Annotated in this window: 24 protein-coding genes and 1 tRNA gene; 11 read left to right on the forward strand and 14 right to left on the reverse strand. The window is 69.3% G+C overall.

Features of this window, described 5'->3' with window-relative positions; genetic code table 11:
* Positions 1–27: 27 nt before the first annotated feature.
* From UAA55_RS11620 to UAA55_RS11630, 3 genes are all read right to left on the reverse strand, one after another.
* Positions 28–639, reverse strand: a complete 612-nt coding sequence (locus UAA55_RS11620) for a hypothetical protein (RefSeq protein ID WP_322952900.1) — start codon at positions 637–639, stop codon at positions 28–30.
* Positions 640–946: 307 nt separating this feature from the next.
* On the reverse strand, positions 947–1,204 hold the full coding sequence (locus tag UAA55_RS11625) for a hypothetical protein (RefSeq protein WP_322952901.1): 258 nt from the start codon (positions 1,202–1,204) through the stop codon (positions 947–949).
* 132 nt (positions 1,205–1,336) lie between these two features.
* Entirely contained in the window at positions 1,337–1,882 is a 546-nt protein-coding gene (locus UAA55_RS11630) for a DUF3291 domain-containing protein (protein ID WP_322952902.1), read from the reverse strand.
* A 187-nt stretch (positions 1,883–2,069) separates the two neighbouring features.
* Here UAA55_RS11630 and UAA55_RS11635 point away from each other — a divergent pair, with 187 nt between their 5' ends.
* Positions 2,070–2,387, forward strand: a complete 318-nt coding sequence (locus UAA55_RS11635) for a chorismate mutase (RefSeq protein WP_322952903.1) — start codon at positions 2,070–2,072, stop codon at positions 2,385–2,387.
* 12 nt (positions 2,388–2,399) lie between these two features.
* Here UAA55_RS11635 and UAA55_RS11640 read toward each other — a convergent pair whose 3' ends face one another.
* A complete protein-coding gene (locus UAA55_RS11640; protein ID WP_322952904.1) occupies positions 2,400–4,793 on the reverse strand; it encodes a DUF6600 domain-containing protein in 2,394 nt (797 codons plus the stop codon).
* A gap of 186 nt (positions 4,794–4,979) precedes the next feature.
* Between UAA55_RS11640 and UAA55_RS11645 the strand changes: the two genes are divergently transcribed.
* Positions 4,980–5,651, forward strand: coding sequence for a hypothetical protein (locus UAA55_RS11645; RefSeq protein WP_322952906.1), 672 nt, complete (start codon positions 4,980–4,982; stop codon positions 5,649–5,651).
* Here the strand turns inward: UAA55_RS11645 and UAA55_RS11650 are convergent.
* Entirely contained in the window at positions 5,648–6,517 is an 870-nt protein-coding gene (locus UAA55_RS11650; RefSeq protein WP_322952908.1) for an alpha/beta hydrolase family protein, read from the reverse strand. The genes UAA55_RS11645 and UAA55_RS11650 overlap by 4 nt on opposite strands.
* Positions 6,518–6,611: 94 nt before the next feature.
* Here UAA55_RS11650 and UAA55_RS11655 point away from each other — a divergent pair, with 94 nt between their 5' ends.
* Positions 6,612–7,160 carry a TetR/AcrR family transcriptional regulator gene (locus UAA55_RS11655; protein ID WP_322952910.1) on the forward strand — a complete coding sequence of 183 codons (549 nt, stop codon included), beginning with the start codon at positions 6,612–6,614 and terminating at the stop codon, positions 7,158–7,160.
* A gap of 38 nt (positions 7,161–7,198) precedes the next feature.
* On the forward strand, positions 7,199–7,894 hold the full coding sequence (locus tag UAA55_RS11660) for an aspartate/glutamate racemase family protein (RefSeq protein WP_322952911.1): 696 nt from the start codon (positions 7,199–7,201) through the stop codon (positions 7,892–7,894).
* Positions 7,895–8,327: 433 nt separating this feature from the next.
* Here UAA55_RS11660 and UAA55_RS11665 read toward each other — a convergent pair whose 3' ends face one another.
* On the reverse strand, positions 8,328–9,356 hold the full coding sequence (locus UAA55_RS11665; RefSeq protein WP_322952913.1) for a hypothetical protein: 1,029 nt from the start codon (positions 9,354–9,356) through the stop codon (positions 8,328–8,330).
* Positions 9,357–9,542: 186 nt separating this feature from the next.
* Between UAA55_RS11665 and UAA55_RS11670 the strand changes: the two genes are divergently transcribed.
* Positions 9,543–9,974 carry an OsmC family protein gene (locus UAA55_RS11670; RefSeq protein WP_004272298.1) on the forward strand — a complete coding sequence of 144 codons (432 nt, stop codon included), beginning with the start codon at positions 9,543–9,545 and terminating at the stop codon, positions 9,972–9,974.
* 81 nt (positions 9,975–10,055) lie between these two features.
* Here the strand turns inward: UAA55_RS11670 and UAA55_RS11675 are convergent, their stop codons facing one another.
* A complete protein-coding gene (locus tag UAA55_RS11675; protein ID WP_322952914.1) occupies positions 10,056–11,387 on the reverse strand; it encodes a class II 3-deoxy-7-phosphoheptulonate synthase in 1,332 nt (443 codons plus the stop codon).
* Between the two features lie 405 nt (positions 11,388–11,792).
* On the opposite strand from UAA55_RS11675, the gene UAA55_RS11680 reads away from it, so the two are divergent.
* The 3 genes from UAA55_RS11680 (at position 11,793) to UAA55_RS11690 (ending at position 15,523) form a co-directional block, all read left to right on the forward strand.
* A complete protein-coding gene (locus UAA55_RS11680; RefSeq protein WP_322952915.1) occupies positions 11,793–14,159 on the forward strand; it encodes a S8 family serine peptidase in 2,367 nt (788 codons plus the stop codon).
* A 116-nt stretch (positions 14,160–14,275) separates the two neighbouring features.
* On the forward strand, positions 14,276–14,782 hold the full coding sequence (locus UAA55_RS11685) for a DUF1993 domain-containing protein (RefSeq protein ID WP_322952917.1): 507 nt from the start codon (positions 14,276–14,278) through the stop codon (positions 14,780–14,782).
* A gap of 144 nt (positions 14,783–14,926) precedes the next feature.
* A complete protein-coding gene (locus tag UAA55_RS11690) occupies positions 14,927–15,523 on the forward strand; it encodes a glutathione S-transferase family protein (protein WP_322952918.1) in 597 nt (198 codons plus the stop codon).
* On the opposite strand, the gene UAA55_RS11695 is transcribed toward UAA55_RS11690, so the two are convergent.
* The 5 genes from UAA55_RS11695 to UAA55_RS11715 form a co-directional block, all read right to left on the reverse strand.
* The gene (locus tag UAA55_RS11695; RefSeq protein WP_322952919.1) at positions 15,524–15,961 is read right to left on the reverse strand and encodes a type II toxin-antitoxin system VapC family toxin; all 438 of its coding nucleotides are present in this window, start codon (positions 15,959–15,961) and stop codon (positions 15,524–15,526) included.
* Positions 15,958–16,245, reverse strand: coding sequence for a type II toxin-antitoxin system Phd/YefM family antitoxin (locus tag UAA55_RS11700; RefSeq protein ID WP_322952920.1), 288 nt, complete (start codon positions 16,243–16,245; stop codon positions 15,958–15,960). The genes UAA55_RS11695 and UAA55_RS11700 overlap by 4 nt, the downstream gene beginning before the upstream one ends.
* Positions 16,246–16,307: 62 nt before the next feature.
* Positions 16,308–17,597 (reverse strand): metal-dependent hydrolase family protein, encoded by a 1,290-nt coding sequence (locus UAA55_RS11705; RefSeq protein WP_322952921.1) that lies wholly within the window; start codon positions 17,595–17,597, stop codon positions 16,308–16,310.
* Positions 17,598–17,601: 4 nt separating this feature from the next.
* Positions 17,602–18,714 (reverse strand): isoaspartyl peptidase/L-asparaginase family protein, encoded by a 1,113-nt coding sequence (locus tag UAA55_RS11710; RefSeq protein ID WP_322952922.1) that lies wholly within the window; start codon positions 18,712–18,714, stop codon positions 17,602–17,604.
* Positions 18,715–18,814: 100 nt separating this feature from the next.
* Positions 18,815–19,288, reverse strand: a complete 474-nt coding sequence (locus UAA55_RS11715) for a DUF4188 domain-containing protein (protein WP_322952923.1) — start codon at positions 19,286–19,288, stop codon at positions 18,815–18,817.
* Positions 19,289–19,350: 62 nt separating this feature from the next.
* Between UAA55_RS11715 and UAA55_RS11720 the strand changes: the two genes are divergently transcribed.
* Together UAA55_RS11720 and UAA55_RS11725 are read left to right on the forward strand one after the other, a co-directional pair.
* On the forward strand, positions 19,351–19,932 hold the full coding sequence (locus UAA55_RS11720; protein WP_322952924.1) for a TetR/AcrR family transcriptional regulator: 582 nt from the start codon (positions 19,351–19,353) through the stop codon (positions 19,930–19,932).
* 84 nt (positions 19,933–20,016) lie between these two features.
* A complete protein-coding gene (locus tag UAA55_RS11725) occupies positions 20,017–21,363 on the forward strand; it encodes an AmpG family muropeptide MFS transporter (RefSeq protein WP_322952925.1) in 1,347 nt (448 codons plus the stop codon).
* On the opposite strand, the gene UAA55_RS11730 is transcribed toward UAA55_RS11725, so the two are convergent.
* Positions 21,333–21,899 (reverse strand): hypothetical protein, encoded by a 567-nt coding sequence (locus UAA55_RS11730; RefSeq protein ID WP_322952927.1) that lies wholly within the window; start codon positions 21,897–21,899, stop codon positions 21,333–21,335. The two genes, UAA55_RS11725 and UAA55_RS11730, sit on opposite strands and share 31 nt — an antisense overlap.
* Before the next feature lie 245 nt (positions 21,900–22,144).
* Here UAA55_RS11730 and UAA55_RS11735 point away from each other — a divergent pair.
* A tRNA-Met gene (locus UAA55_RS11735) sits at positions 22,145–22,219 on the forward strand.
* Here UAA55_RS11735 and UAA55_RS11740 read toward each other — a convergent pair.
* Positions 22,176–23,822 carry a recombinase family protein gene (locus UAA55_RS11740; protein ID WP_322954444.1) on the reverse strand — a complete coding sequence of 549 codons (1,647 nt, stop codon included), beginning with the start codon at positions 23,820–23,822 and terminating at the stop codon, positions 22,176–22,178. The genes UAA55_RS11735 and UAA55_RS11740 overlap by 44 nt on opposite strands.
* Positions 23,823–23,824 lie beyond the last annotated feature (2 nt).

Here is a 23,824-nt window from a genome sequence, read left to right on the forward strand (position 1 = left end):
TTGCAGGCGCGCGTCCCGAAGGAACCTTTACAGGCGGGGGTTATCCGGTTGGCTGGTGGAACCGGTGGTGCCACTGTCCGGACTGGACGGCGCGGGCGGCGGCGGGGCCGCCTCTTCCTGGTTCTGGCCCGGATCGGTCTTCTTCTGGGCGGTGTGCTTGGCCGACTTCCTGACCTTGGACGACTTCGCGGCCTTGCCCTTGTCGTCGTTGGGATCATGCGGCGGCAGCGGCTGCACCACCGGCGGCTTCTCCGTCACAGCCTGGCTGGACGAGGACGAGGGCATGGAACCGCTCTGGTCCGATGGTGCCGGGGGCATGGCCGACGGCGACGACACATCCGGCTGGTCCATACCGGGCTGCTGGCCAGGCTGCTGCCCCATGCCGGCGCGATCGCCGGGCAGGCCGTGGGAATTGGACGGGCTGGGGCTGGTGGCGTCCGGCGCCGGCGGCAGGGTCGACGGCGTGCCGCCGCGGCTGGTGTCTTCCGATTGCGGCGTGCCCGGCATGGGCGTGCCCTCCGGCGGCGCGGTCTGCGCCCAGGCGGCGGCGCTCAGGACGGGGGCGGACGCCAGGCCGGCGGCCAGGGTCAGCGCGGTCGCCGTGCGGGCCCAACCCGCGGTGGTCAACTTCGTGAACATGGGTCGTCCTCCATTCCTCATGAGAAAGGCGTGACATCAGGGGACCGCCCAAAGGTGGCGAAAAAACGTCGCGACACCGCAAACAATGTGGTCCGGGCGGGGGTATGTCCTTTGCCCCAAAGGCCCCCTGGGATCGGGCCGGCTCCGGTAGGCCGGGCGGCCAGACAAGGGGGGCGGAACGGATATGGAAACGCCCGGGGAACGGTAAAGTTCCGCCAGGGCGTTCCGTCCGTGCCCTTGGGCCCGGCCAGTCGGCGGGGGTTAATCCGCAAAAGTGGGCTCAGGCCCTGGCCGCCGTTACCCGCTCTCATCCATGGGGGTGATGGACCGGGACGTGATGCGCCACATGGTGCACATGATGATGGTGGTGATGATGGTGGCGATGGTGCGCCGCGCGATGATGGACGACTTCCGCCTGCGCGCCGCCGGCCGTCATGAGCGGCGCCAACGCCAGGCCGAAGGCCAAGGTCAGGGCAGCGACCCCGCGACGGCGCCAGGACTGGCCGACGGACGCCTGATCGACGGACGGGGAGGCGCTGGTGGTGGAGCGGGTCAGGACAGGCATGGTCTCGATCCTTCTGACATGAACACGTCCCGGCCTCGCCGGGCACCTTCATGAGGCCGCGCAAAGGTGGCGAAAAAACGCCGCCCCGCGGGATTCAATGGGACCTTCCCTGGGAGACCTTCCCCGGCGCCCTCACTCCCAGCCGACGCAATGCGGTTCCGGTCCCATGTCCTCCGGCGCCGTCGGCGGGGCGGCCGGGTGCGGATGCTTTTGCTTGAAGGTGAAGGCGTGGGGTGTGGCCCCGTGCCGTTCCAGGTGGGCCAGGCGCTCCAGCCCTTCCTGTGGGGTGGGACGATGACCGGCCGGAACCCACCACAGCACCTGGTACAGGTTCACCGGCCGTTCGAACCATTCCCGCCGCCGTGCCATGACGGTGCGGTGCGCGGACTTGTAGACATAGTCGAACAGCGCCTCGGCCGATGCCCAGACCGACATGTTCACCAGGAAGCGCGGGTTGTCGCTGACCAGGATGTCGGTGGCGTTGCCGCTGTCGGACTGCAGGCGCCAGACGAAGCCGGGGCTGCCCTCGGCCAGGGCGTTGATCTCATCCAGCTGGTTCATGAAATCGGCGATGCGCGGATCGTCCATGGCGTAGAGCGCCGTGCCGACGTTCATTTGCGCCAATTGCCAGCCGCCCGACGCGACCGCCGCATCGTCCGCTTCCCCATCGCCCCCCATGACCACCTCCCCGTGAGTTCGGTTCAGGCCCGTGAATTTGGTTCAAGAACGTCTGATTTATGCATCGGCCGTTGCGACTTCCAGCCCGCCCGAGACCGTTTGTTATAAACTGCCCTCACAATTTTCACTGACGACGGTCGGCGGCGGGCTGTACTGTCGGGCCCGACTGCGATCCCAAGGAGTGGCCATGTCCGGCGCTGAGCACCCTGCCCCCGCCATTCATCCCGAACTGAAGCGCCTGCGCGACAGCATCGACAACATCGACGCCGCCCTGATCTACATGCTGGCGGAACGGTTCAAATGCACGCAGCAGGTCGGGGCGCTGAAGGCCCGCATCGACCTGCCCAGCAGCGACCCGGGCCGGGAGGCGGCACAGATTGAACGCCTGCGCCGCCTGGCTGAAGGGGCGCACCTGGACCCGGACTTCGCGGCCAAGTTCCTGAACTTCATCATCAAGGAAGTCATCCGTCATCACGACAGCTTCCGCACGGCGGAACAGGCCTGAGCACCGCCGCCGTCAGTTGCGATGCGGTTGGCTGGTGTCGTTGGACCGGCCCGGCGGCTGCGGATGCGGCTCTGGATGCCCCTGAGGCTGCGGGTGTTGCGGCGCCTGGGGACGCGCCGCCTCGGGCCGCGCCTGTGGCGGCGGCATGTGCTGCATTTCCGGCCGAGGGGCCATTTCCATATGGGGCCTCGGCTCGGGCGGTGACTGAGGCCGCGTTTGAGGGTTCTCCGGCCGCGGTGGCGGACGGAATTCGTGTTGCGGCTGGGGCCGGTCCGGCTGGCGCGGCGCTTCCGCCGCCGACGGCCGGGCTTGAGGCTGCGGCGGCCCATGTTGCGGCTGCGGACCCGGCGGCTGCCGCCGTTCCTCGAAGTTCGGCAAATCCGGCCGGCGGCGTTCCCCGTGCGGGACCGGGAACCCGGGCTGAGACCGTTCGGGGCCGGCCTGTTGGCCGGGGCCTGGTTGGGCCTGCGGACGCGGCGCATCGCCCGGCCTGCCATCCGGCTGGCGGGGCTGCTGTGGTGGATGGCCCGGCTGTTGCCCCTGGGAAGACGCCTGGTCCGGTGCGGGACCCGGGCGTTCCTGGGCTGTCTGTCGAACCGGCGGCGGGCCGGGCGGCCGGTTATGGTCGCGCAGGGCCGGCAGCCCGCCGGGGCCCCGGTTGGCCCAGGCGGCGGCGCCCTCCTCCGGCCGGCTCAGTCCGGGCTGGCCCGGATGGAATCCGGGTTCGTCGGGCCGGCGGTCCGTCGGACGGAAGCCGCCAGGGTGGTCCGGCTGGGGCCCGTTGCCGCTGGGATGGGGATCATCCGGCCGCGTGGCGCCGGCCTGCGGGCCCCCGCCAGGGATGCCGTCGGGCCCGCGCAGATCCAGGTGCCGGAGGGTGGCGCCCTCCGGCCGAGGCTCGAACCGGGGGCCGGGACTGGGCGGGTGCCGGGCGGGACCGCCGCCCGCGTCGGGCAGACGCAGGCGCTGCGCCACCTGCGGCGTCACGCCGGCGGTGGCGGCGGTGGGCTGCAAGGGCGGCCGGCCCACCACGGCGCGGGCGTCGGCGAGCTGTCGCTCGTCCCAGGGTCGGGCGCCGCCGTTGTAGCGGCCGTAGCGGCCGGCAGCCATGGCGTCGGCCGGCATCATCGAGGCGCCACGGCGGTTGGCGTAATTGTTGATGGTGATGTTGGTCACGTTGTTCACGACCGTCAGGTTGCGGACCACGGGCCGGTTCACATACTCCACATAGCGGGGGCTGGCTCGGTACCAGGGATGGTACGGCTCCTGCCAGCCCAGGGGACACCAGCCGACGGGCGGGTGCCCCCTGTCGTCGAAATGGGGGCCGCCGATGCCGACGCCGATGGCCACGCCAGCCCCGAAAAAGGCGACCAGCGCTGGAGCGTAGACCGGCGGGGGCGGCGGCCCGCCGACAACGACGGCGCCTCCCGGCGCCCAGGCCCAGCGGCCACGGATATCCACCCAGCGCCCGTAGTGGAAGGGGGCGAATCCCCAGGGCGCATCATCGATCCAGGTCCATCCCCAGGGGGCGACATAGGCCCAATGACCGTCGCGATAGGGCGCCCAGTCCGGCTCGACCTGCGGATACCAGACTTGGCCATAATCGGGCGTCGCCTGCCAGCTGCCGTATTCGCCCAGGTCGTCGGCGCCCGGCATGGCCATGACGTCAGGCGGGGGCGTGGAAGAGCCGACGCGGTCGGTGCGCAGCATGGCCGTCAGGAAGGGGTCGTGTTCGGCGGGCCGCACATTGACGTTGGGTGGGTTGTCGCCCGTGATCTCCCCCGTCTGTCCGCCGTTGATCCGCAGGGACAGGCCCTGGCCGCTGAGTTGCGCCGCCCCTTCCAGCACGGTGACGCGGGTGGGGGTGTCAGTATCGCCGGCCGAAACCTCGTACCTGCCGGGCCCCTCCAACGTGACCAGGCCGCGCGGCGTGCGCAGGCTGTAGCGTTCGCCGGGCAACAGGCCCCGGATGCGCACATAGACTTGGCCCTGCGCCAGATCCGCAGTGAAATCGCGGTCGTCCAGGCTGTCGATATCCAGTTCGGTGGTGCCGTCCATGATCAGCCGGGTGGTGGAGACATCGACCGTGGCGCTGGCCCCCGGCTCGGTCCACAGCGCGTTGCCGCTGGTAAGGGGGTAGTTGGGGGTAGCGGGGTCCCACTGGGTGCCGTCGGCGGTGTGGAAGGAGACGGTACCCTGCACCCGCGCCAGCCGCCCCACCCGTGCCGGCGGATCACCCGCGTATTGGTCGCCGCCATCGTCGTAAGCCGGCGCACCCTCTTGGGCGCGCGCCAGATCGCCCATGAACGGGGATATGGTCATCAGCAGCGCCAGGGCGGTCATGGCGCCGTGGCGAAAACCGAGGCGCCGGGCCATGGGGCGTTCAGGTACCGCGTAACTGGGCATGATGGCAGGTCCCACCCTGGTTCTCGTCGATCCATGTCAGGCTGCGCGCGGATGGTGGCATAACTGCGACGAATGATGGCCCCTATTTGGACGGGGGGCGAATCCTGTTGCCCGGGGCCAAACGCCGCGCGCAGAGTGCGCCGGCCCCGGTCAGGGAAACCTGGGTCGCGAAAGGATTTTAAGATCATGCAGCAGTCGTTGGAAACCGTGCGCGGCGCCTTCGAGGCCGACAACGCCCCCTTGGTGCCCCGGGTCCAGGCCTTCCTGGCCGACGTGCTGCGCACACCCGCGTCCCACGCCCGCTTCATGAACGAGCTGTCGTTGATGGAGCATATGGGCAGCAACAAGATCATGGCCACCCAGCACAGCGCCGGCATGGACCTGCCCACCCTGAAGCATCTGGCGGAAGAGGCACGCCACGCCTTCTTCTTCAAGCGCCATGCCGAGGGGGTGGCCCGTCGCCCAATGGACTATGTCCAGGCCGACCTGCTGTCGCCCGCCGCCGGCCGCCTGTATTTCCAGAAGCTGGACATCGCGGTGGAACAGGCCCTGGCCGGCGAACCGCCGCGCTCCAAGGTGCTGTACCTGCACATGTCGCTGATCGTGGAGTTCCGCGCCGTGTGGTTCTATCACCTGTATGAGGCGGCGCTGCGCCAGGTGGGGTCCAAGATTTCGCTGAAAAGCCTGCTGGCCGAGGAACAGGGCCACCTGTCCGACATGGCGGAGCGGCTGGGCGCCTTGGGGGCCTGGGATCCCACCCGCCTGGTGGCCATGTGCCGGGCGGAGACCGCCCTGTTCGGCACCCTGCTGGGCCGGCTGGAGCGGGCGGTGGCCGCCCCGGCGGCCGTGGCAGCTTAAGCCACGCCATCCAGCAGCAGGGGCCAGGCGCGGGCGTTGCGCTCGGTGAACAGCCGCAGATGGCCGATGGCCTTGGACCCGGCCTCCGCCGGGGTGATGACCCGATGGCTGATGGTGGCCGCCGGGTAGAAGTCCGCCAGGCGGCGCACCCGCTCCGGCGGCATCATCTCATCATCCGCGATGCCCACCAGGGTGACGGCTCCCGTCATGCGGTCGGGCGTGGGGTGGGGCATGGAGCGCCCCCAATCCACGCGGTAGAAGGTGCGTGAGGTGCACCAGCGCCGCCACTGCCAGAACACGCCCTTGGGTAAATCCGCGCCCAGGCCCAGCAGCCGCCCCGGCAGATAGCCGCACAGCAGGGTGGCCAGCGGCCCCAGCAGGAACCAGAAGGCGATGACCGAGGGCATGTAGCCCAGCGGGTGCTTGGTCCAGTGCGCGGGGCCGGAGGCGACGGCGATCAGCCGCGCCACCCGCCCGGCATTGGCATGGAAAGGCAGGCACATGCCGCCCAGGGAATGGCCAATCACCCAGATCTCGGCCGCCGGATAGCGGTCGCACAGCCAATCCAGCGCCGCCGCCTGGTCGACCACGCCCCACACCGCCATGGTGGCGCCGGATCGGGTGACCGGCCCGGCGGCCGAGGCGCCGAAGTCGCGGTAGTCATAGGTCAGCACCGCCGCGTCCCGGGCCTGGGCCAGCCAGGCGGCGAAACGCGTGTAGTAGTCGCGCGGCACGCCGGTGGCGCCATGCAGCACCACAGCCAGCCGGGGCTCACGCCCGTCCGGCGGCAGGGCCAGGCGCCCGGCCAGTTGGGCGCCGTCCGGGGTGGTGATGCGTACCGACTGGTCGCCCGTATCGTCCGTCATCCTTCCTTCCCCGTCCGCCGCGACCCGTTCTATGGTAATCGCCATAGAACGGGATATCACTAGACCGACCGACATACAATTGGCATTAAGGGGCATGCCGCGCCTGTCCGATGCCAAGAAGCATTTCGTCGATACCGCCGTGACCCTGTTCCGGCGCAAGGGCTACAATGGCGTGGGCCTGAACGAGATCATCGCCGTCAGCGGCGCGCCCAAGGGTTCGTTCTACCACCACTTCCCCGGCGGCAAGGAAGAGCTGGCGGAGGAGGCGGCCCGCCTGGCCGGCCACCGCATCGCCCGTATGATCGACCAGGCCTTCACCGACGCGCCCACCTTCGCCGATGGCGTGCACGCCCTGGCCGACACCATTGCGGATTGGTTCGAGGCGTCGGACTGGCGTGATGGCTGCCCCGTCACCGCCCTGGTCATCGGCGCCATCCCCGAGTTCACCCGCCTGTCCGCCGTGGTGGCGGAGGTGCTGGAGGATTGGGCCGTGCGCACGGCAGGCCATGCCAAACGCCTGGGCGTCAGCGACCCGCGCGAGCGGGCGGCACGCTTTTTCATCGCGCTGGAGGGCGCCTGGCTGCTGGCCCGGGTGCAACGCACCCGTGCGCCGTTCAAGCTGGCGGCCGCCATGGTGCTGTGAGAGCGTTTCCCCTGCACGAGGCGAAGGGGGCGTCCACCATGCGTATGCTAGGCCTGATCGGCGGGATGAGCTGGGAAAGCACCACGCTCTATTACCGGCATCTCAACACCATCGCCCGTGACCGGCTGGGCGGGCTGCATTCCGCCCGCGTGCTGCTGTGGTCGGTGGATTTCGCCGAGGTGGCGGCCAAGCAGCATGCGGGCGACTGGGCCGGCGCCGGGGCACTGATGGCCGATGCCGCTCGCCGCCTGCAGGATGCGGGTGCCGAGGCGCTGATGATCGGCACCAACACCATGCACAAGTCGGCGGACGCCGTACGCGCCGCGACCAGCATCCCCCTGCTGCACATCGCCGACGCCACCGGCCGCGCCCTGAAGGCCGCCGGCAGCACCCGCCCGGCCCTATTGGCCACGCGTTATACCATGGAGCAGGACTTCTACCGCGGCCACCTGGCCCAGCACTATGGCGTGGATGCCCTGGTGCCGGATGCCGCCGGCCGGGACACCGTCCACCGCGTCATCTACGAGGAACTGTGCCGGGGCATCGTGCTGCCCAACTCCAAGGCCGCCATCCTGGCGGAGGTGGATCGCCTGCGTGCGGCTGGTGCCGATGGCGTCATCCTGGGCTGCACGGAAATCGGCATGATCATGGGTCAGGACGACAGTGATCTGCCAGTATTCGATACAACGCGACTGCATGCCGAAATGGCCATGGACTTCGCGTTAACAGATTAATATTTGAATGTTTTACGCCTATGGATTGCAATCCTCCATAGGAACGCTAGCATGGCGCCAGCGCGTCGGTTGGCGGGGTATGGGTGTTGTCCAAGTGGGTGAAGGGGGCCTTAGGCCTGGCCATCGTGGCCATCGTCGTTGCCGGATGGAATCTGGTCAGCGTCACCCTGCCCGTGGCCCGCGCGCTGGATCAGGATTTGCGCAACACCGCCGTTCATGTCGTCGCCTATCACCGGGCCCTGGTGCTGCCGGGCACCCTGGTGGTGGATGTTTGGGGCGTGGCGCCAACGGCCACGCCGCTGGATGTGCTGCGCGTCCTGCTGCAAGCCGCCGCCACCTTGGATGAGCGCAGCTATGACACCGTGGTCCTGGCCTATCGCGGCCGGCCCCGCTTCACCCTGCCCGGCTTTTACTTCCGGCAGCTGGGCCATGATTACGGCCAAGGCGAGAATGCCACCGCCCTGATTCGGACCCTGCCGCAGAACGTGCGCACCCTGGACGGCAATGCCGCGTTCGAGACGTGGACCGGCGGCATGCTGGGCGTGCTGGACCGGCAGATGGACGACGTGCTGACCTTCAGCCGACGCTGGTGGATGGACCCCCACACCTCTTGAGAAGCGCTACCGGTCGCGCGCCAGGTGCACGCCACCGACGCTTCCCCCAGCTGGGCCAGCACGTCCGGCGGGGGCGGCCCCGCCGGCGCCTCCAGCCCCGTCACGCCATAGCGGCCGATCAGCAAACCCGGCGCCAGACACCACCACACCTGATCACGCGCCGCGCCGGGATGGTCGGCCAGATAGCCGTCGGCCGACTGGTCGATGTCGTCCAGCAGGACGGGGGCGACGCCCCATTCCGCATAAAGTGCCGCGATGGCTTGGCGCAACCGGGCGGCGTTCTGGCGGCGGGCGGCCAGGATGGCCTCCACCGTCGCGCCACCCAGATCCGGTGGCGTGACCGTCACGCCGTCCTGAGCCAGGTTGGGGATCTGGCTGCGGATCGCTTCCATCTGCGCCGTCAGCCGGGCGCGGGCGTCGGCCGTGTCGCGTGGGTCCAGGCTGTTGGTGGAATGGAATTCCACCACCGCGCCCGGCGCCACCGTCTTGCGCCGCCCCGCCAGGAAGGGCAGCAGGGCGCAGGCGGAGGCGCAACGCCCCTCCACCACCACGTCCAGCTGCCGTTCATGGATCAGCCGCGCCATTTCCAGCGCCACCGCCACGTCGCCGCCCCCGGACTCCAGCACCAGGGTCCGCGTCTCCGGCGTCAAGTTGCGCGCCAGCAGATCAGCGTCGCCGAGCGGATGCTCGCCCGGCAGGAAGCGCCGGGGCAGGATTTCACCATGGAAGGCCAAGGTGGCGGCGTCCACCCGCCGCCACGCCCGGTCCTGATAGGCCTGGGCGCGTACCGCCATCGGGTGCAGCAAGGCCACGGTCAGCAGGCCGGCCCACAGGAGCCGGCACCTCACGGGGTGGCCGGGGGAGAATGCGGGCGGCGCGGAAGATGGTGCATGGACGGCCTGGAATGGTTGCGATCAGCGCATCACGGGGGTCGCCGCATGGAACTGACACGATAGCTTGCTACTGTACCCGCAGCGCCCAGGCCCCCGATAGAGCGGCCAAGGGTGTATTCCATTGCATCAAGGAGGATCGTCATGGCCCAGTTGAAGCGCACCGCGAACGCCGTCTGGCACGGGACCGGCAAGGATGGCGACGGCACCCTGACGACGCAGAGCGCCACGCTGTCCAGCGTGCCCTATTCCTACATCGCCCGCTTCGGCGACGGCAAAGGCACCAACCCCGAAGAGCTGATCGCCGCCGCCCACGCCGGCTGCTTCAGCATGGCGCTGGCCTTCATGCTGTCCGGCGCCGGCTTCACCCCGGAAGAGATCAAGTCCGACGCGGTGCTGACCATGGAAGGCGAAGGTGGCGGCTGGCGCATCTCCGCCGTGAAGCTGACGGTGCGCGCCAAGATCCCGGGGATCGAGCCCGGCAAGTTCCAGGACTTGGCCGCCGAGGCCAAGGCCAACTGCCCGGTGTCGCGCGTGCTGAATGCCGAGATCACGCTCGACGCCGCCCTGGCCTGATCGACACGGGCCCAGTGCCAAAAAGCAAACGGGCGGAGCCCCACGGTCCCGCCCGTTTTATTTCGACTGCGAAACAGTCCTTTATTCGGCCGCCTCGGTCCGGCGCGGCTGGCCGGATCGGCTGGCCTTCAGGCCTTCGGCCACCAGGAACGCCAATTCCAGCGCCTGGTTGGCGTTCAGGCGCGGGTCGCAGGCGGTATGGTAGCGCTGGGCCAACGCGTGCTCGGTGATGGCCTGGGCGCCGCCGGTGCACTCCGTCACGTCCTGGCCCGTCATCTCGAAATGCACGCCGCCAGCATGCACACCTTCAGCCCGGCAGGCTTCGAAGAAGCCGCGCACCTCGGCCAGGATGCGCTCGAAGGGCCGCGTCTTGTAGCCGGTGGCCGACTTGATGGTGTTGCCGTGCATGGGGTCGCAGCTCCACACCACGGTGCGGCCTTCGTCGCGCACCCGGCGCAGCAGCGGCGCCAGCTTGTCCGACACCTTGTCATGGCCCATGCGGGCAATCAGGGTCAGGCGGCCGGCCTCGTCCGTCGGGTTCAGGATGTCGATCAGCCGGATCAGCTCATCCGGGTCCGTGGTCGGGCCGCACTTCAGGCCGATGGGGTTCTTCACGCCGCGCAGGAATTCCATGTGCGCGCCATCGGGCTGGCGGGTGCGGTCGCCGATCCACAGCATGTGGGCGGAGACGTCGTACCAATCGCCCGTGGTGCTGTCGACGCGGGTCAGCGCCTGCTCGTAGGGCAGCAGCAGGGCCTCATGGCTGGTAAAGAACTCCGTCTCGCGGATTTGGGCGGTGGTCTCCGCCGTGATGCCGCAGGCGGCCATGAAGGCCAGCGCCTCATCCAGGCGGTTGGCCAGGTCGCGGTAGCGCTCCCCCTGGGGGCTGCGGTCGACGAAGCCCAGGTTCCACTGGTGCACCTTGTGCAGGTCGGCATAGCCGCCCTGGGCGAAGGCGCGCAGCAGGTTCAGCGTGCTGGCGGCCTGGTTATAGGCCTGCACCATGCGCTCCGGATCCGGCACGCGGGCGTCGGCCGTGAAGTCGAAGCCGTTGATGATGTCGCCCCGGTAGGAGGGTAGCGAGACGCCGCCGATATCCTCCAGGTCGGCGGAGCGCGGCTTGGCGAACTGGCCGGCCATGCGACCGACCTTGACCACCGGCGTGGCACCGCCGAAGGTCAGCACCACAGCCATCTGCAGCATCACGCGGAAGGTGTCGCGGATGTTGTTGGGATGGAACTCGGCGAAGCTTTCGGCACAGTCGCCGCCTTGCAGCAGGAAGCCCTGGCCCCTGGCCACGCGCGCCAGGTGATCCTTCAGGCGCCGCGCCTCACCAGCGAAGACCAGCGGCGGATAATTGGCGAGGCGGGCCTCCACAGCTTCCAGGCGCCGGGTGTCGGGATATGCCGGCATCTGCCGCACTTCCCGAGACCGCCAGCTATCGGGCGCCCAGCGCCCCGCCTTATCCAGTGCCATGACCCCACCTCGTGAAACCCGAAAACCGGCCGGGATTCCAGAACTTTAAGAGGTGCGACGCGGTAGTCCCATGGTCGCGGGCGGAAACGCCCCTTCAAGTCTGGCAGCAAGCCGGTCTCGTTATGTACTGCCCTGTTTTATACTTTTCCAGTCTTCTTGAGACCCCTTCGCGCATTACTGTTACCCGTCAAACGCGGTTGCCCCTCGGCATCCCCCTTGAACAAGCACCCACCCTATCCAGATGGCCGAGTCCGGGCCTAGGCAAAATGGCTTAGACTGCTCCCCCTCACGCGCCCAAAACGGGCCGGCCATGGGTCGTCAAAGGCGACCGGGAGATGTGGTATGACGGTCCAGAACACGCGCGCCCGCGCGTCCCTGATCCGCTTGGTTCGGCTGGGCCTGATGGTGGGCGCCTCCCTGCCCGGCATCGCTGCGGCGCAGACCTACGCACCCGGTTATTCCAGCGGCTGGTGGTCGCAACTGGGCCTGACCAACATCATCGAGGCGGCGGCAACCGGCGGCAGCGGAGTCACCATCGGCCTGGTCGACACCGGCGTGGTGGCGACCCAGGCGGACGTCGCCGGCCGCGTGTCCACCACCTCCGCCTGCGCCGCCCGGACCTTCACCTGCCCCAAGGGCTACACCGACGACAACGGCCATGGCACCGCCACAGCCGCCATCGCCGCTGGCGCCGTCACCAGTTCGGGCGGCGGCATGGCCGGGATCGCGCCCAAGGCCACCATCCTGGCGGAAAAGGCATTGAACGCTGGCGGCAGCGGCAGCGACGTGGACGTCGCCAACGGCATCACCAAGGCCGCCGACGCCGGCGCCCGGGTCATCAACCTGTCGCTGACCTACCTGCCCACCACCGCCATCGTCTCCGCTATCAACTACGCGGCGGGCAAGGGCGCCGTGCTGGTGTTCGCCGGCGGCAATTCCGCCACCGTCCTGAACGGCGGCGCCAACACCAACGGCCTGTCCGCCGCAGCGCTGACCCATCTGGCTTTCGCCGGGTCGGTCAACAGCGCCAATAAGCTGTCCAGCTTTTCCAACACGCCGGGCGCCGGTTCCGCCGTTGCCGGGACCACGCGGGTCAGCTACGCCTCCCTCTGGCTGATGGCGCCGGGCGAAAGCATCGTCGCCCCGGGCATCCAATACGGCAGCACCGCGCTCGCCTATTGGAGTGGCACGTCCATGGCCGCCCCCATGGTGTCCGGCGCCCTGGCCCTGCTGGAGGCCACCTGGCCCGTGCTGTACCGCAACGGCACCGCCACCGCCGTGCTGTTCGCCTCGGCCACCGACATGGGTGCCAAGGGCGTGGACAACACCTATGGCAACGGCCTGATGAACCTGACGGCGGCGTTCAAGCCGCTGGGCACCCTGTCGGTGGTGGGGACCAACGGCAAGTCCCTGCCCGTCACCAGCCTGACGGGTAGCCTGATCACCGGCGGCGCCCTGGGCGCGCTGGGCAGCATCAGCGCCCAGTTGGCCAGCTATACCGCCTTCGACGGTTATCAGCGCAACTTCACCGTCAACCTCAGCGGCCTGATCGCCAAGCAGCCGGTCTCCGCCTCCTCCATCACCGCGGCGCTGCCCGCCCCCACCGTCACCACCAGCAGCACCAAGTTCGCCGATGGCGGCCGCCTGACGCTGGCCTACACCGACGGCCCGGGCCTGGATGCCGCCGGCCGGCCCCAGCCCCTGGCGCCGCGCGACGGCTATGCCGGCCGTGACGGCTGGGCCCTGGCCTACAGCCAGGGCGGCCTGACGCTGGCTGCTGGTCAGGGCTTCCCGGCATCCGCCTCCTTCGCCCAGGCGCTATGGGGCGACGGCACGCCGGTGGCGGACGCCGCCGGTACCCTGGGCGTGTCCACCGCGCTGACCGGGCTGGCCCAGGGGGGCGGATTCGCGGCGCTGGGCACGGATTTGGGCGGCTGGGTGGGGCGCGCCCTGGGCGGCGCCCGCCTGGCGCTGAGCTGGTCCGGCGCCCCGGGGGCCGACGCCCTGTCCCGCCGCGACCTGGCCGGCAGCGACTGGAACCCCTGGCGGGGCCCCGTGCTGACCGGCGGCGGGCTGGATCGCCAGGCCGACGCCGTGGCCGCCGGTCTGAACTGGACCCTGCAGCCGGGCTGGACCACCAGCCTGTCGGCCAGCCTGCTGGATGAGCGCGACGGCCTGCTGGGCAGCCGCTATCGCGGCGGCGGGGTACTGAGCCTGGGTGACCATAACGACACCGTGTCCCTGGGGCTGGCCACCGCCGTCACCCTGTGGCGGGGCGGCAGCCTGATGCTGGACACCAGCCTGGCCCGCACCGGCGCGGCGGACAGTGCCCATGGCGTCGTCAGCGGCATCGGGCCCCTGCTGGCCCGATCCTATGGCCTGGCGCTGGCCCAGCGCGATGCGGTGACGGAAGGCGACAGCCTGACGGCCGTCTGGCGCCGTCCCCTGCGCGTGGTCGCCGGCACCGCCACCCTGCTGATGACCAGCGTGGACGACCAGGGTTATGCCACCACCACGCCCACGCGGGTGTCGCTGCGGCCGGACGGGGCGGAAACGGACATGGCGCTGAGCTGCGCCGCACCCGTCGCCACCGGCCGCTGGGGCCAGGCGCTGAGCGTGACCGGCAGCCTGGAACTGCGCCAGGACGCCGGCAACATCCGGGGCCTGACCGATCAGGTGGCGCGCGTGGGCCTCAACTTCCGCTTTTAAAAGCTGTTCGCCACATCGGTCATGTAAAATTCAGGTGCAAGGGTGACCGCGCGCACATCCGCCGCCTGGGGCGCCCGTATCTTGGCCGCCATCCCAACCCTATCGGAGTGCACCCGATGTCGCTTTCCATGTACCAGGCGTCCGTGCCGGTGTTCCTGCGCCTGCTGGGCAATCTGTCCGCCATCCTGGACAAGGCCGTCGCCCATGCCGAGGCCAAGAAGATCGACCCGGCGGTGCTCGTGAATGCCCGCCTGGCCCCCGACATGCACCCGCTGGCCCGCCAGATCCAGATCGCCAGCGATGCCGCCAAGGGCGCCGCCGCCCGCCTGGCCGGCGTCGAGATCCCCAGCTTCGCCGATACCGAGAGCACCTTCGCCGACCTGCAGGCCCGCATCGCCAAGACGGTCGATTTCCTGAAGAGCGTGACCCCGGCCCAGATCGACGGCAGTGAAGAGCGCACCATCACCCTGAAGATCCGGGGCGAGGATGTGCCTTTCCCCGGCCAGGCCTTCCTGCTGTTCTTCGCCATCCCCAACTTCTTTTTCCACGTCACCACCGCCTACGACATCCTGCGCCACAATGGCGTGGAGTTGGGCAAGATGGACTTCCTGGGCCGTCCGTAAGCGACATCCGGGTCTTACCAGTGCGGAAGGCGGCGTCCTCGGGGCGCCGCCTCTTTCATGCGCGCGCCACTGCCATATTCTGTCAGCAGTATATCGTAAAGTGACCCCCAAGACCAGCCACCGACACCCTTGGGAGACGTCGCGATGCTCACCTTCTTCCACTGCCCCAGCACCCGCTCGTCCAGCATCCATTACCTGCTGGAGGAACTGGGCGTGCCCTATGAGAGCGAACACATCGACATCCGGGCCGAAGGCGGCGCGCCGGAAAGCTATCGCGCCATCCAACCGCATAAGAAGGTGCCGGCCGTCCGGCATAACGGCGTGGTGGTGACGGAGCGCGCGGCCATCACCCTCTATCTGGCCGACGCCTTTCCGGAGGCGGGCCTGGCCCCCGCCCTGGACGACCCGCGCCGCGGCCCTTACCTGACCAGCGTGGTCTACATCGATTCCGTGGTCGACCCCTGCCTGGTGGCGCACATGAACCAGTGGCCCTACGACGGCAAGGGGGCGGCCTACGGCAAGTTCGAGGACATGGTGGCCAACCTGGAGCGCACCTTGAGCGCCCACGACTACGCCGTCGGTGACCGCTTCACCGCCGCCGACACCCAGTGGGGCGTCATGATGTACTGGGCCCTGGACGTCATGGGCCTGTTCAAGGACAAGCCCGTCTTCCGCGCCTACCTCAACCGCCTGGCCGGACGCCCGGCCTTCCAGCGCTTCGCCAAGGCCATGGCGGCGTGATCAGGGCGAGCCCCATGGATTGAAGACGACAGCGCCGCTGTGCCTCACGTCCTGCACGTTGCGCGTAACCAGTGTCAGACCATGTTCCAGCGCTGTCGCGGCGAATAACGTATCAATCACGGGTGATGGATGGCCGGTAAGGCGTTTAACCGTGCCGGCCACCATGCCCCATCGACGCACCACCGCCTCGGTGACAGGCAGCACCCGCCCCTCGAAACGGGCGGCGAGCCCCTCCTGGATTGCACTGATACGGGAACGGCGCCAATCATCTTCGGGCAGATTGTGTATGCCCCTCTCATATTCGCCCAACGTCAGAACACTGAGAAAAAGCCGATCCTCATCCACCCCAGACGCCCAGTCCTTCACGGATGGCGCGCCGTTGGGGCTGATCAGTGCCGCAACGACGTTTGTGTCCAGCAGCCAGCCCCTGACCGTCAAAGGTCAATATCCCGACCAAGGTCGCGATCGCGAACAGGTTCCAGATCATCTCCGCCATGCAGGCTTTCCAGGTACTGGACGAGAGGCTGCCGGCGGGGCTGCGGTGGTGTGAGCCGAGCAAGATCCTCCACCGCGATGACCACCACCGGGTCGCGGCCCCGGGTGGTGACCGTCTGCGGCCCCTCTGTGCGCGCACGCCGCACAACTTCACTGAAACGCGCCTTGGCGTCTTCCAGCTTCCAGGTCGTGCCGGAGACGTTGATAAACTTGGCTTTACGCGACATGGGACACCATCTGACTAGCTGACCAGATTGTACCGGAAAACCCAGAATCACTCCACCGCCCATCACGGCTTGCGGACCACCGCGCCACCCTTCATGACGAAGACGACATTGGCCACGGCGGCGATGTCCTGGGTGGGGTCGCCGGTCACGGCCACCAGGTCGGCCAGCAGGCCGGCGTGGATGCGGCCGAAATGGTCGGCTTGGCCCAGGATGCGGGCATTGGTGGCCGTGGCCGCCGTCAGCGCCTGGACCGGGGTCATGCCGTAGCGCACCATCCACATCAGCTCACGCGCGTTCTCGCCATGGGCGAAGACGCCCACGTCGCTGCCGCAGCCGATGGTGACCCCCGCCTTCAGCGCCCGGCGGAAGGCAGCCTCCGCCGCCTGCATGGCCGGCGTGGGCGGGGTCTGGCCGGGGACGTAGCCCTTGAAATAGCGGCTGGTGGCCTCCGGCGCCGTCAGGGTGGGCAGGTAGGCGACGCCGCGCTTGGCCATTTCCTTGAAGGTGGTGTCGGTGCCGCCATAGCCATGCTCGATGGTGTCCACGCCGGCCAGCACCGCCCGGCGCATGCCCTCATCCGACGCGGCGTGCGCCGCCACCGGGCGGCCGGTGTCGTGCGCGGCGGCGATCAGGGCCGCCATCTCCGCCTGGCTGAAAGTCGGACGGGTGCTGCCGTCCGGCCCGGTGCGGTAGTCGGCATAGAACTTGATCCAATCCGCGCCGCGCGCCGCCTGACCCCGGGCGGCCGCAGCCACCGCCGCCTCACCGCTCGCCTCTTCCGCCCCCTGGGGCAGGTCCATATCCTCGCGGAACTTGGCAACGGAGGGTCCGTAGGCGCCGCTGGCCACGATAGCACGGGTGGCGACGAACAGGCGCGGTCCAGGGATCAGCCCATCCTCGATGGCCTTCTTCAGCCCGATGTCGGCATAACCCGCCCCCTCCGTCCCCAGGTCACGCAGGGTGGTGAAACCCGCCAGCAGGGTGGCCGTGGCCTGACGCCCCGCCCGCAGGGTGCGGTAGGACAGGCTTTCGCGCAGCACCTGGTCGTCCCACGACGCCTCGTTATAGGGGTGCAGGAACAGGTGGGAGTGCAGGTCGATCAGGCCGGGCAGCAGCGTGGCGCCGGGCAGGTCCAGCACTGCGGTGCCGGCCGGCGCGCCCAGCGATGCCTCCGGCCCCACGGCCTGGATGTGGTCGCCCCTGATTAGGACAGCCCAGCCGGCGTGGGGGGCCGTCTCCTCCGCCGTCCACACCCGTGCCGGGCGGATCAGCAGCAGGGCATCCTCCGCCCGTGCCGCCAGCGGTAGCAGGGACAGGACCGTCGCCAGGCAGGCCGCGAGCAACCGGCGCATGGGATCAGGGCTCGTTCTTCGGGTGGGCCTTGGCGGCGCCCTCGTCCTTGAAGATGCCGAATTCCGGCGTCCCGCCCTGCTTCACCCGGATGCGGTACATGCCGGTGGTGTTGAAGCCCCAGGCCAGCGTGCCGTCGGGGGCGGCGGCGATGACGCCGCCATCGCCGCCCAGGGCCGTCAGGCGGTGCTGGATGACCTCATCCACCGCCGCCTGCAGCTTCATATGCTGGTACTGCACCAGCGCGCAAATCTCGCGGGCCACCGTCAGGCGGATGAAGTACTCACCTGACCCGGTGGCGGAGACGGCGCAGGATTGGTTGGAGGCATAGGTGCCGGCGCCGATGATGGGGCTGTCGCCGATGCGGCCCGGCCGCTTGGCCGTCATGCCACCGGTGGAGGTGGCGGCGGCCACGTTGCCCTTGGCGTCCACGGCCACGGCGCCCACGGTGCCGAAGCGATGGGCGTCCGCCGGCTCGAAGTTTCTGAGGTCCAGCAGGGTGTGCTTGTCCGGTTCCGGCGGGGCGCCCGCCGGGCGCGGCGGCACGGGCACGCCCTTGTCCGTCAGTTCCTTCACCAGCGCCTGCCAGCGCCGCTCGGTGAAGAACCAGGCGGGGTCGGCCTGTTCCAGGCCCGCCTCCTTGGAGAAGGCGTCAGCACCTTCGCCCGCCAGCATGACGTGCGGCGTCTTTTCCATGACGGCGCGGGCCAGGCTGACGGGGTGGCGGGTGTGGGTGACGGTGGCGACGGAGCCGGCCTTCAGGGTGGCGCCGTCCATGATGGCGGCATCCATCTCATTGCGGCCGGCAGCGGTGAAGACGGCACCCCGTCCGGCGTTGAACAAGGGGTCATCCTCCAGCACCTTGACCGCGGCCTCGACCGCGTCCACCGCCGCACCGCCGGACTTCAGCACGGCGGTGCCAGCCTCCAGCGCCGCGGTCATCCCGGCCTGGTACGCGGCCGCCGCTTCCGGCGTCAGCTTGGCGGGATCGACCGTGCCGGCGCCGCCGTGCAGCTCCAGCGCCCAGGGGTGCGCCTTTTCGGCCGCCATCGCGGCGCCGCCCAGCAGCGTCCATGCTAAAGCCACACCCACCAGCATCCGCGCACCGGTCGTCGCCATGCCCCTGTCCCTTCAACGCCGTTATCCTTGACCGTCCCTAAGACGGACGCCGATCATCACGCAGAACGGATAAGGGATAAAGGCCCATCAGCCCGGAACGTCAGCCTGCGGCCAGGCGCTCCCGCGCGCTCATGAACGGGCCGGTGGGCGTGCGGGCGGCGGCGAAGGCGCCGAAGCCGATGGGCCGGGGCATGTTGACATACACCGCCTCCATCCCGCCCTGGCGGCGGTAGGTCTCATGCCAGAAGCCGGCGCCGCTGTCCTTGGCCAGGAAATCGCGCCACCAGGTCCTGTGCGGCTCGCCGCGGGTGAAGCGTTCCAGGCTGTCCAGGTCGCGCCAGTACTGCCGCATGCCGATGTGCCGCAGGCCGTAGATCAGCTGTTCATGCGCCAGCAGGCCTTCAGGAAAGTCCCGGGACAGGCGGCTCAGGCCGCGCCCCACCCGGAACAGTCCCAGCAGCCCACGCAGGCTGTTCACATGAAAACCCAGGTAGATCACCACCAGATCGGGATAGGCGGACAGGTCGACCGAGGCGCGGCGCGCGGCGACCGGCCCCTCAGGACGCGCTTGCATAACATCCTTCCTTTCAAGTTTACTGCGTAAACATACCGTCATCCAAGCAGGGAATGTTTACAGTGTCAACAGAGAAGGCGGCCTATCACCACGGCAACCTGCGCGACGCCCTGGTGCGCACGGCCTTGGCCCTGCTGGAGGAAAGCGGGGTGGAGGCCCTGACCCTGCGGGCTGCGGCGCGGGGGGCGGGGGTATCGGCCATGGCGCCCTACCGCCACTTCGCCGACAAAGCCGACCTGCTGGCGGCGGTGGCGGAGCAAGGCTACACCGACCTGCGCGACCGCCTGGCCCAGGCCGACAGGGCGGCGGACCCGCGCCGGGCGCTGGTGGAACAAGGTGTGGCCTATGTGCTGTTCGCCCTGGAACGGCCGGCCCTGTTCCGCATCATGTTCGGGGCGCCGGTCAGCGGCCTGATGCCCAGCTCCCCGGCCGCCGACAGCGCCTACGACATCCTGGCCGCCCGGGTCGTCGGCCTGGTGCCGGAGGAGAAGCGCGAGGCCGCCGTGGTGGCCGCCTGGTCGCTGGTCCACGGCCTGGCCTGCCTGACGGTGGACGGCCGCCTGCATCGCGAGGCCGATACCGCGTCGCCCGAGGCCCTGGCGCGCCAGGTGGCGGGCCTGTTCGCGGCCGGGCTGCCGTCGTGATGGCGTCAAGCCTGGACGGCGGCGTGCCGCGCAGGCGATGATGCCGCCGTCCCAGACGTCCCCATCAAGGGCAGCGCCGCCTCCATGACCGCACCCACCGTTCCGCCCGCCCCCCCTGGGCCCGCCCCCGGATGGACCCTCTGGCTGGACCGCCGCGTGCTGACGGTGCTGTTCCTGGGCTTCGCCAGCGGCCTGCCCTATTTCCTGCTGTTCTCCACCCTGTCGGCCTGGCTGACGGAGGTGCACGTCAGCCGCACCGCCATCGGCCTGTTCGCCATGGTGCGCAGCCCTTTCACCTTCAAACCGCTGTGGGCGCCGTTGATCGACCGGCTGCCCTTGCCGGGGCTGACCCACTTATTGGGCCAGCGGCGCGGCTGGGCCCTGGTGACGCAGGCCGCCCTGATGCTGGCCCTGCTGGCCATGGCGTCCAGCGACCCCGCCGCCAATCTCTATTGGCTGGCGGTGGCCACGGTCGCCACGTCCTTCGCCTCGGCCAGCCAGGACATCGTGCTGGACGCCCTGCGCGTGGAACTGCTGCCCGACACGCTGCAGGCGCCCGGCGCGGGTGCCTACCTGGTGGGCTACCGCCTGGGCATGATCGTTGCCGGCGCCGGCGCCCTGTATCTGTCCACCCTGCTGCCCTGGTCCACCGTCTACATGGTCATGGCGGCCCTGGTGGCTGTGGGCATGGTGGCGGTGCTGCTGGCGCCGGAGCCCGCGCGTCCGCCGGTCCCGCCCCGCCAGCGCTTCGACGTCTGGGTGCGGGACGCGGTGGTGGCGCCCTTCACCCGCTTCGCCACCCGGCGCGGCTGGCTGGCCATCCTGGTGTTCGTGGCCATCTACAAGGTGGGCGACGTCTACGTGAACGTCATGGCCACCAATTTCTTCCTGAGCGAAGGCTACACCAAGGTGGAGATCGCGGCCGTCACCAAGATGCTGGGCATGGCCTGCGCCATCGCCGGCGCCATCGCCGGCGGCACGGTGGCCGGACGCACCGGGCCTGTGCGCGGCCTGTTCCTGTGCGGCACCTTCATGATCGTCACCAACCTGATGTACGCCGTGCTGGCGACGCGGCCGCACAGTGTCACCCTGCTGGGCCTGGTGGTGGGGCTGGAGTTCTTCGCCGGCGGCATGAGCGCCGCGGCCTTCACCGCCTTCCTCTCCCGTCTGTGCGACGCGGGCTTCACCGCCACCCAGTACGCCTTGCTGTCCAGCCTGGCCACCCTGCCCCTGGACATCCTGTCGGGCGGCACCGGCTGGCTGGCGGACCAGCTGAATTCCTGGCCGCTGTACTTCACCATCAGCGCCGGCCTGGGCATCCCGGGCCTGTTGCTGCTGGCCTGGCTGGCGCGGCGGGCGGACATCCATCATCGCCCGGCGGAGGAAGGGCTTGTCGCCGATCAGGACGGGCCGCGACCCGTGCCGGCGTGACTGGCGGGCGGTGCCGCCTCCACCGTCACAGCACCCAGGTCGATGCCCTCCCCACCCTTGCTCGATAGCCTCACGCTCCCGCCCACCAGGCTGACGCTGTTGCTGACCCCGGCGCCGCCCAGGGTGCGATCCACGCCCGCCAGCAGGCCGCGCAGATTGATGGGCCGGTCGACATAGATCACCGGGTCCAGCACCCGGGTGCGCAGCACCAGCCGGCCGCTGGTCAGTGAAGCCAGCGGGTCCACCTCCACCACCGCGCGGGCGGCGGTGATGGACGGCCGGTCCGGCGTCAGGGGATTGGCCAGGCTGAGGTCATGCAGCACCAGGCGGGCAAGGAAGCCGCGCTGCACCTCCGGCTCCGCCCGCACCACCACGCCGCTGGCGGGATCGTCGCTCAGGCGCGCCATGACCGTCTGGGCCCAGCCGGGCAAATCCACCGCGTAGGGGAAGACCACCACCAGGACAACCGCCATGAGGATGAGGAACCCCACCAGGCGGAACAGCAGGCGGAAGGGGGCCGTGATCAGGGACAGCATGCGGGTTCGGCGGCGTCCGGGCGGATAGGATGCGGCGGTGACTGTATCGGTGGTATCGTTGCCCCGCCACCGTTCCTTCACCGCCTGAAGGCTTCGTCGTGGCGGTCATTGGATGACCCGAATGGCGGTGCATCGGACCCATGCCGAAAAATGCGCCGTGGCTTTGGCGAGGGCCTTGACAGCGCCGGGTCAGGTGTCCTACATGACGGCCCTCACCAACGCCGGCCCGTCCGGCGGCGGTCTATGGCAGCGTAGCTCAGTGGTAGAGCAGGGGAATCATAATCCCTTGGTCGGGGGTTCAAATCCCTCCGCTGCTACCATCTTGGCAGTACCAACCGATGCTGCCCTTTGCAAAACCTCTCCAGGCTGCCGCCTGGGGAGGTTTAGCATTTCTGCGAGGCGGCCCCTCAGCACCAGGTCGTATTCGCCCCGGCCGTTGCGGGGGTGCACCTCCACCGAATGCACCAGGCGGTGCAGCATGGGCATGGCTTCGGCGCGGGCTTCATCGTCTGTCTTCAGCACCACCAGCAAGTCGTTCACCAACTGCCGGTAGGCATCGGCCGCAGCCGGATGCAGGGTGATGACGTTGCTTTCCGCCTCCATGGCCGCGATCTCACCCGACACCGCCGCCTTCTCCGCTTCGAGCTGGCGCAGGCGGTCGCCAATGGCGGCTGCGCCCATCAGGCCGTCCGCCAGGGCGTCCACCAGGCGCGTGATCTGGGCGTCCACCTTGGCCAGGCGCTTCGACAGGTCCGTCGCGCGGCGGCGCAGTTCGGATTGGGTGTGCCGGCTTTCCTCATGATAGGTGCGCACGGCGTGGGCGATGCGCTCGGGGTCCAGCAGGCCCTTGCGGATGCCGGACAGCACCCGGCTTTCCAGGTCGCGGATCTTGACGCTGCGGTCGTTGGAGCACACCGCCGGGCCCCGTTCCTTGCGCACCGAACAGGCGTAATAGTCCCGCGTCTTGACGACATAGTTCCCGCCGCAGCATCCGCAGCGCACCAGGCCCGAGAACAGGTGCCTGGTGGACTTGCGCCTGGTGGGCGGGTAGCTGCTGAGCGTCGCCTTTCGGGTCTGCACCGCGTTCCACAGCGCGTCATCAATGATGCGGAGCTGGGGCGCGCTGCCCTCCAGCCATTTGTCCGCGGCGACACGGCGCGCCTCGCGCTGTCCAGTGTCAGGGTTTTTCACGAAGGCCTGGCGGCCGTAGATCACACGGCCAACGTACAGGGGGTTGTGGAGGATGCCCGACGCCCGGCCCCGCGCGCCGCAAATGGTGGTGCCCACCCACAAGCCGCCCCGGGGGGATGGGATGCCCTTCGCGTTCAGCTCCGCCGCGATCATGCGCGGGGACCTGCCGGCGGCGTAGGTCTCATAGATGCGGCGGACGATGGCGGCGTGAGTGGGGTCAATCTCGCGCTCACCGCGTACCAGTTCCCCCCGGGCGTCCAGGTTGCGCACCAGGCGATAGCCGTACACCAGGCCGGCCGGCACCTTGCCTTCAAGGGCCCGGCTGCCCTGCCCCCGTCGCACGCGGTTGCCCAAATCCTTGATATAGAGCGCGTTCATGGTGCCCTTGAGGCCCACGTGCAGCTCCGTGATTTCGCCCTCATTCACCGAGATGATGCGGACGCCAGCGTGGCCAAGCCGCTTGAACATGCCGGCGGTGTCTTCCTGGTCGCGGCTGATCCGGTCCAGGTTCTCGGTGACCACGGCGTCAAACAGGCCCTGCTTGGCGTCCGCCATCATCTTCAGGGCGGCGGGGCGCGTCTTCAGGGATGTGCCGGAAATGGCATAGTCGGCATAGACCTCCACCACCTGCCCCAGCGTGGCGGCGCGGTCGCGGCATAGCCGGACCTGATCCTCAATCGACCGCTCATCTTGCATGTCGGAGGAATAGCGGGCGTAGATGGCGACGCGCATGG

This window comes from Nitrospirillum guanabarense, assembly GCF_034653355.1.
Classification (GTDB): Bacteria; Pseudomonadota; Alphaproteobacteria; order Azospirillales; family Azospirillaceae; genus Nitrospirillum.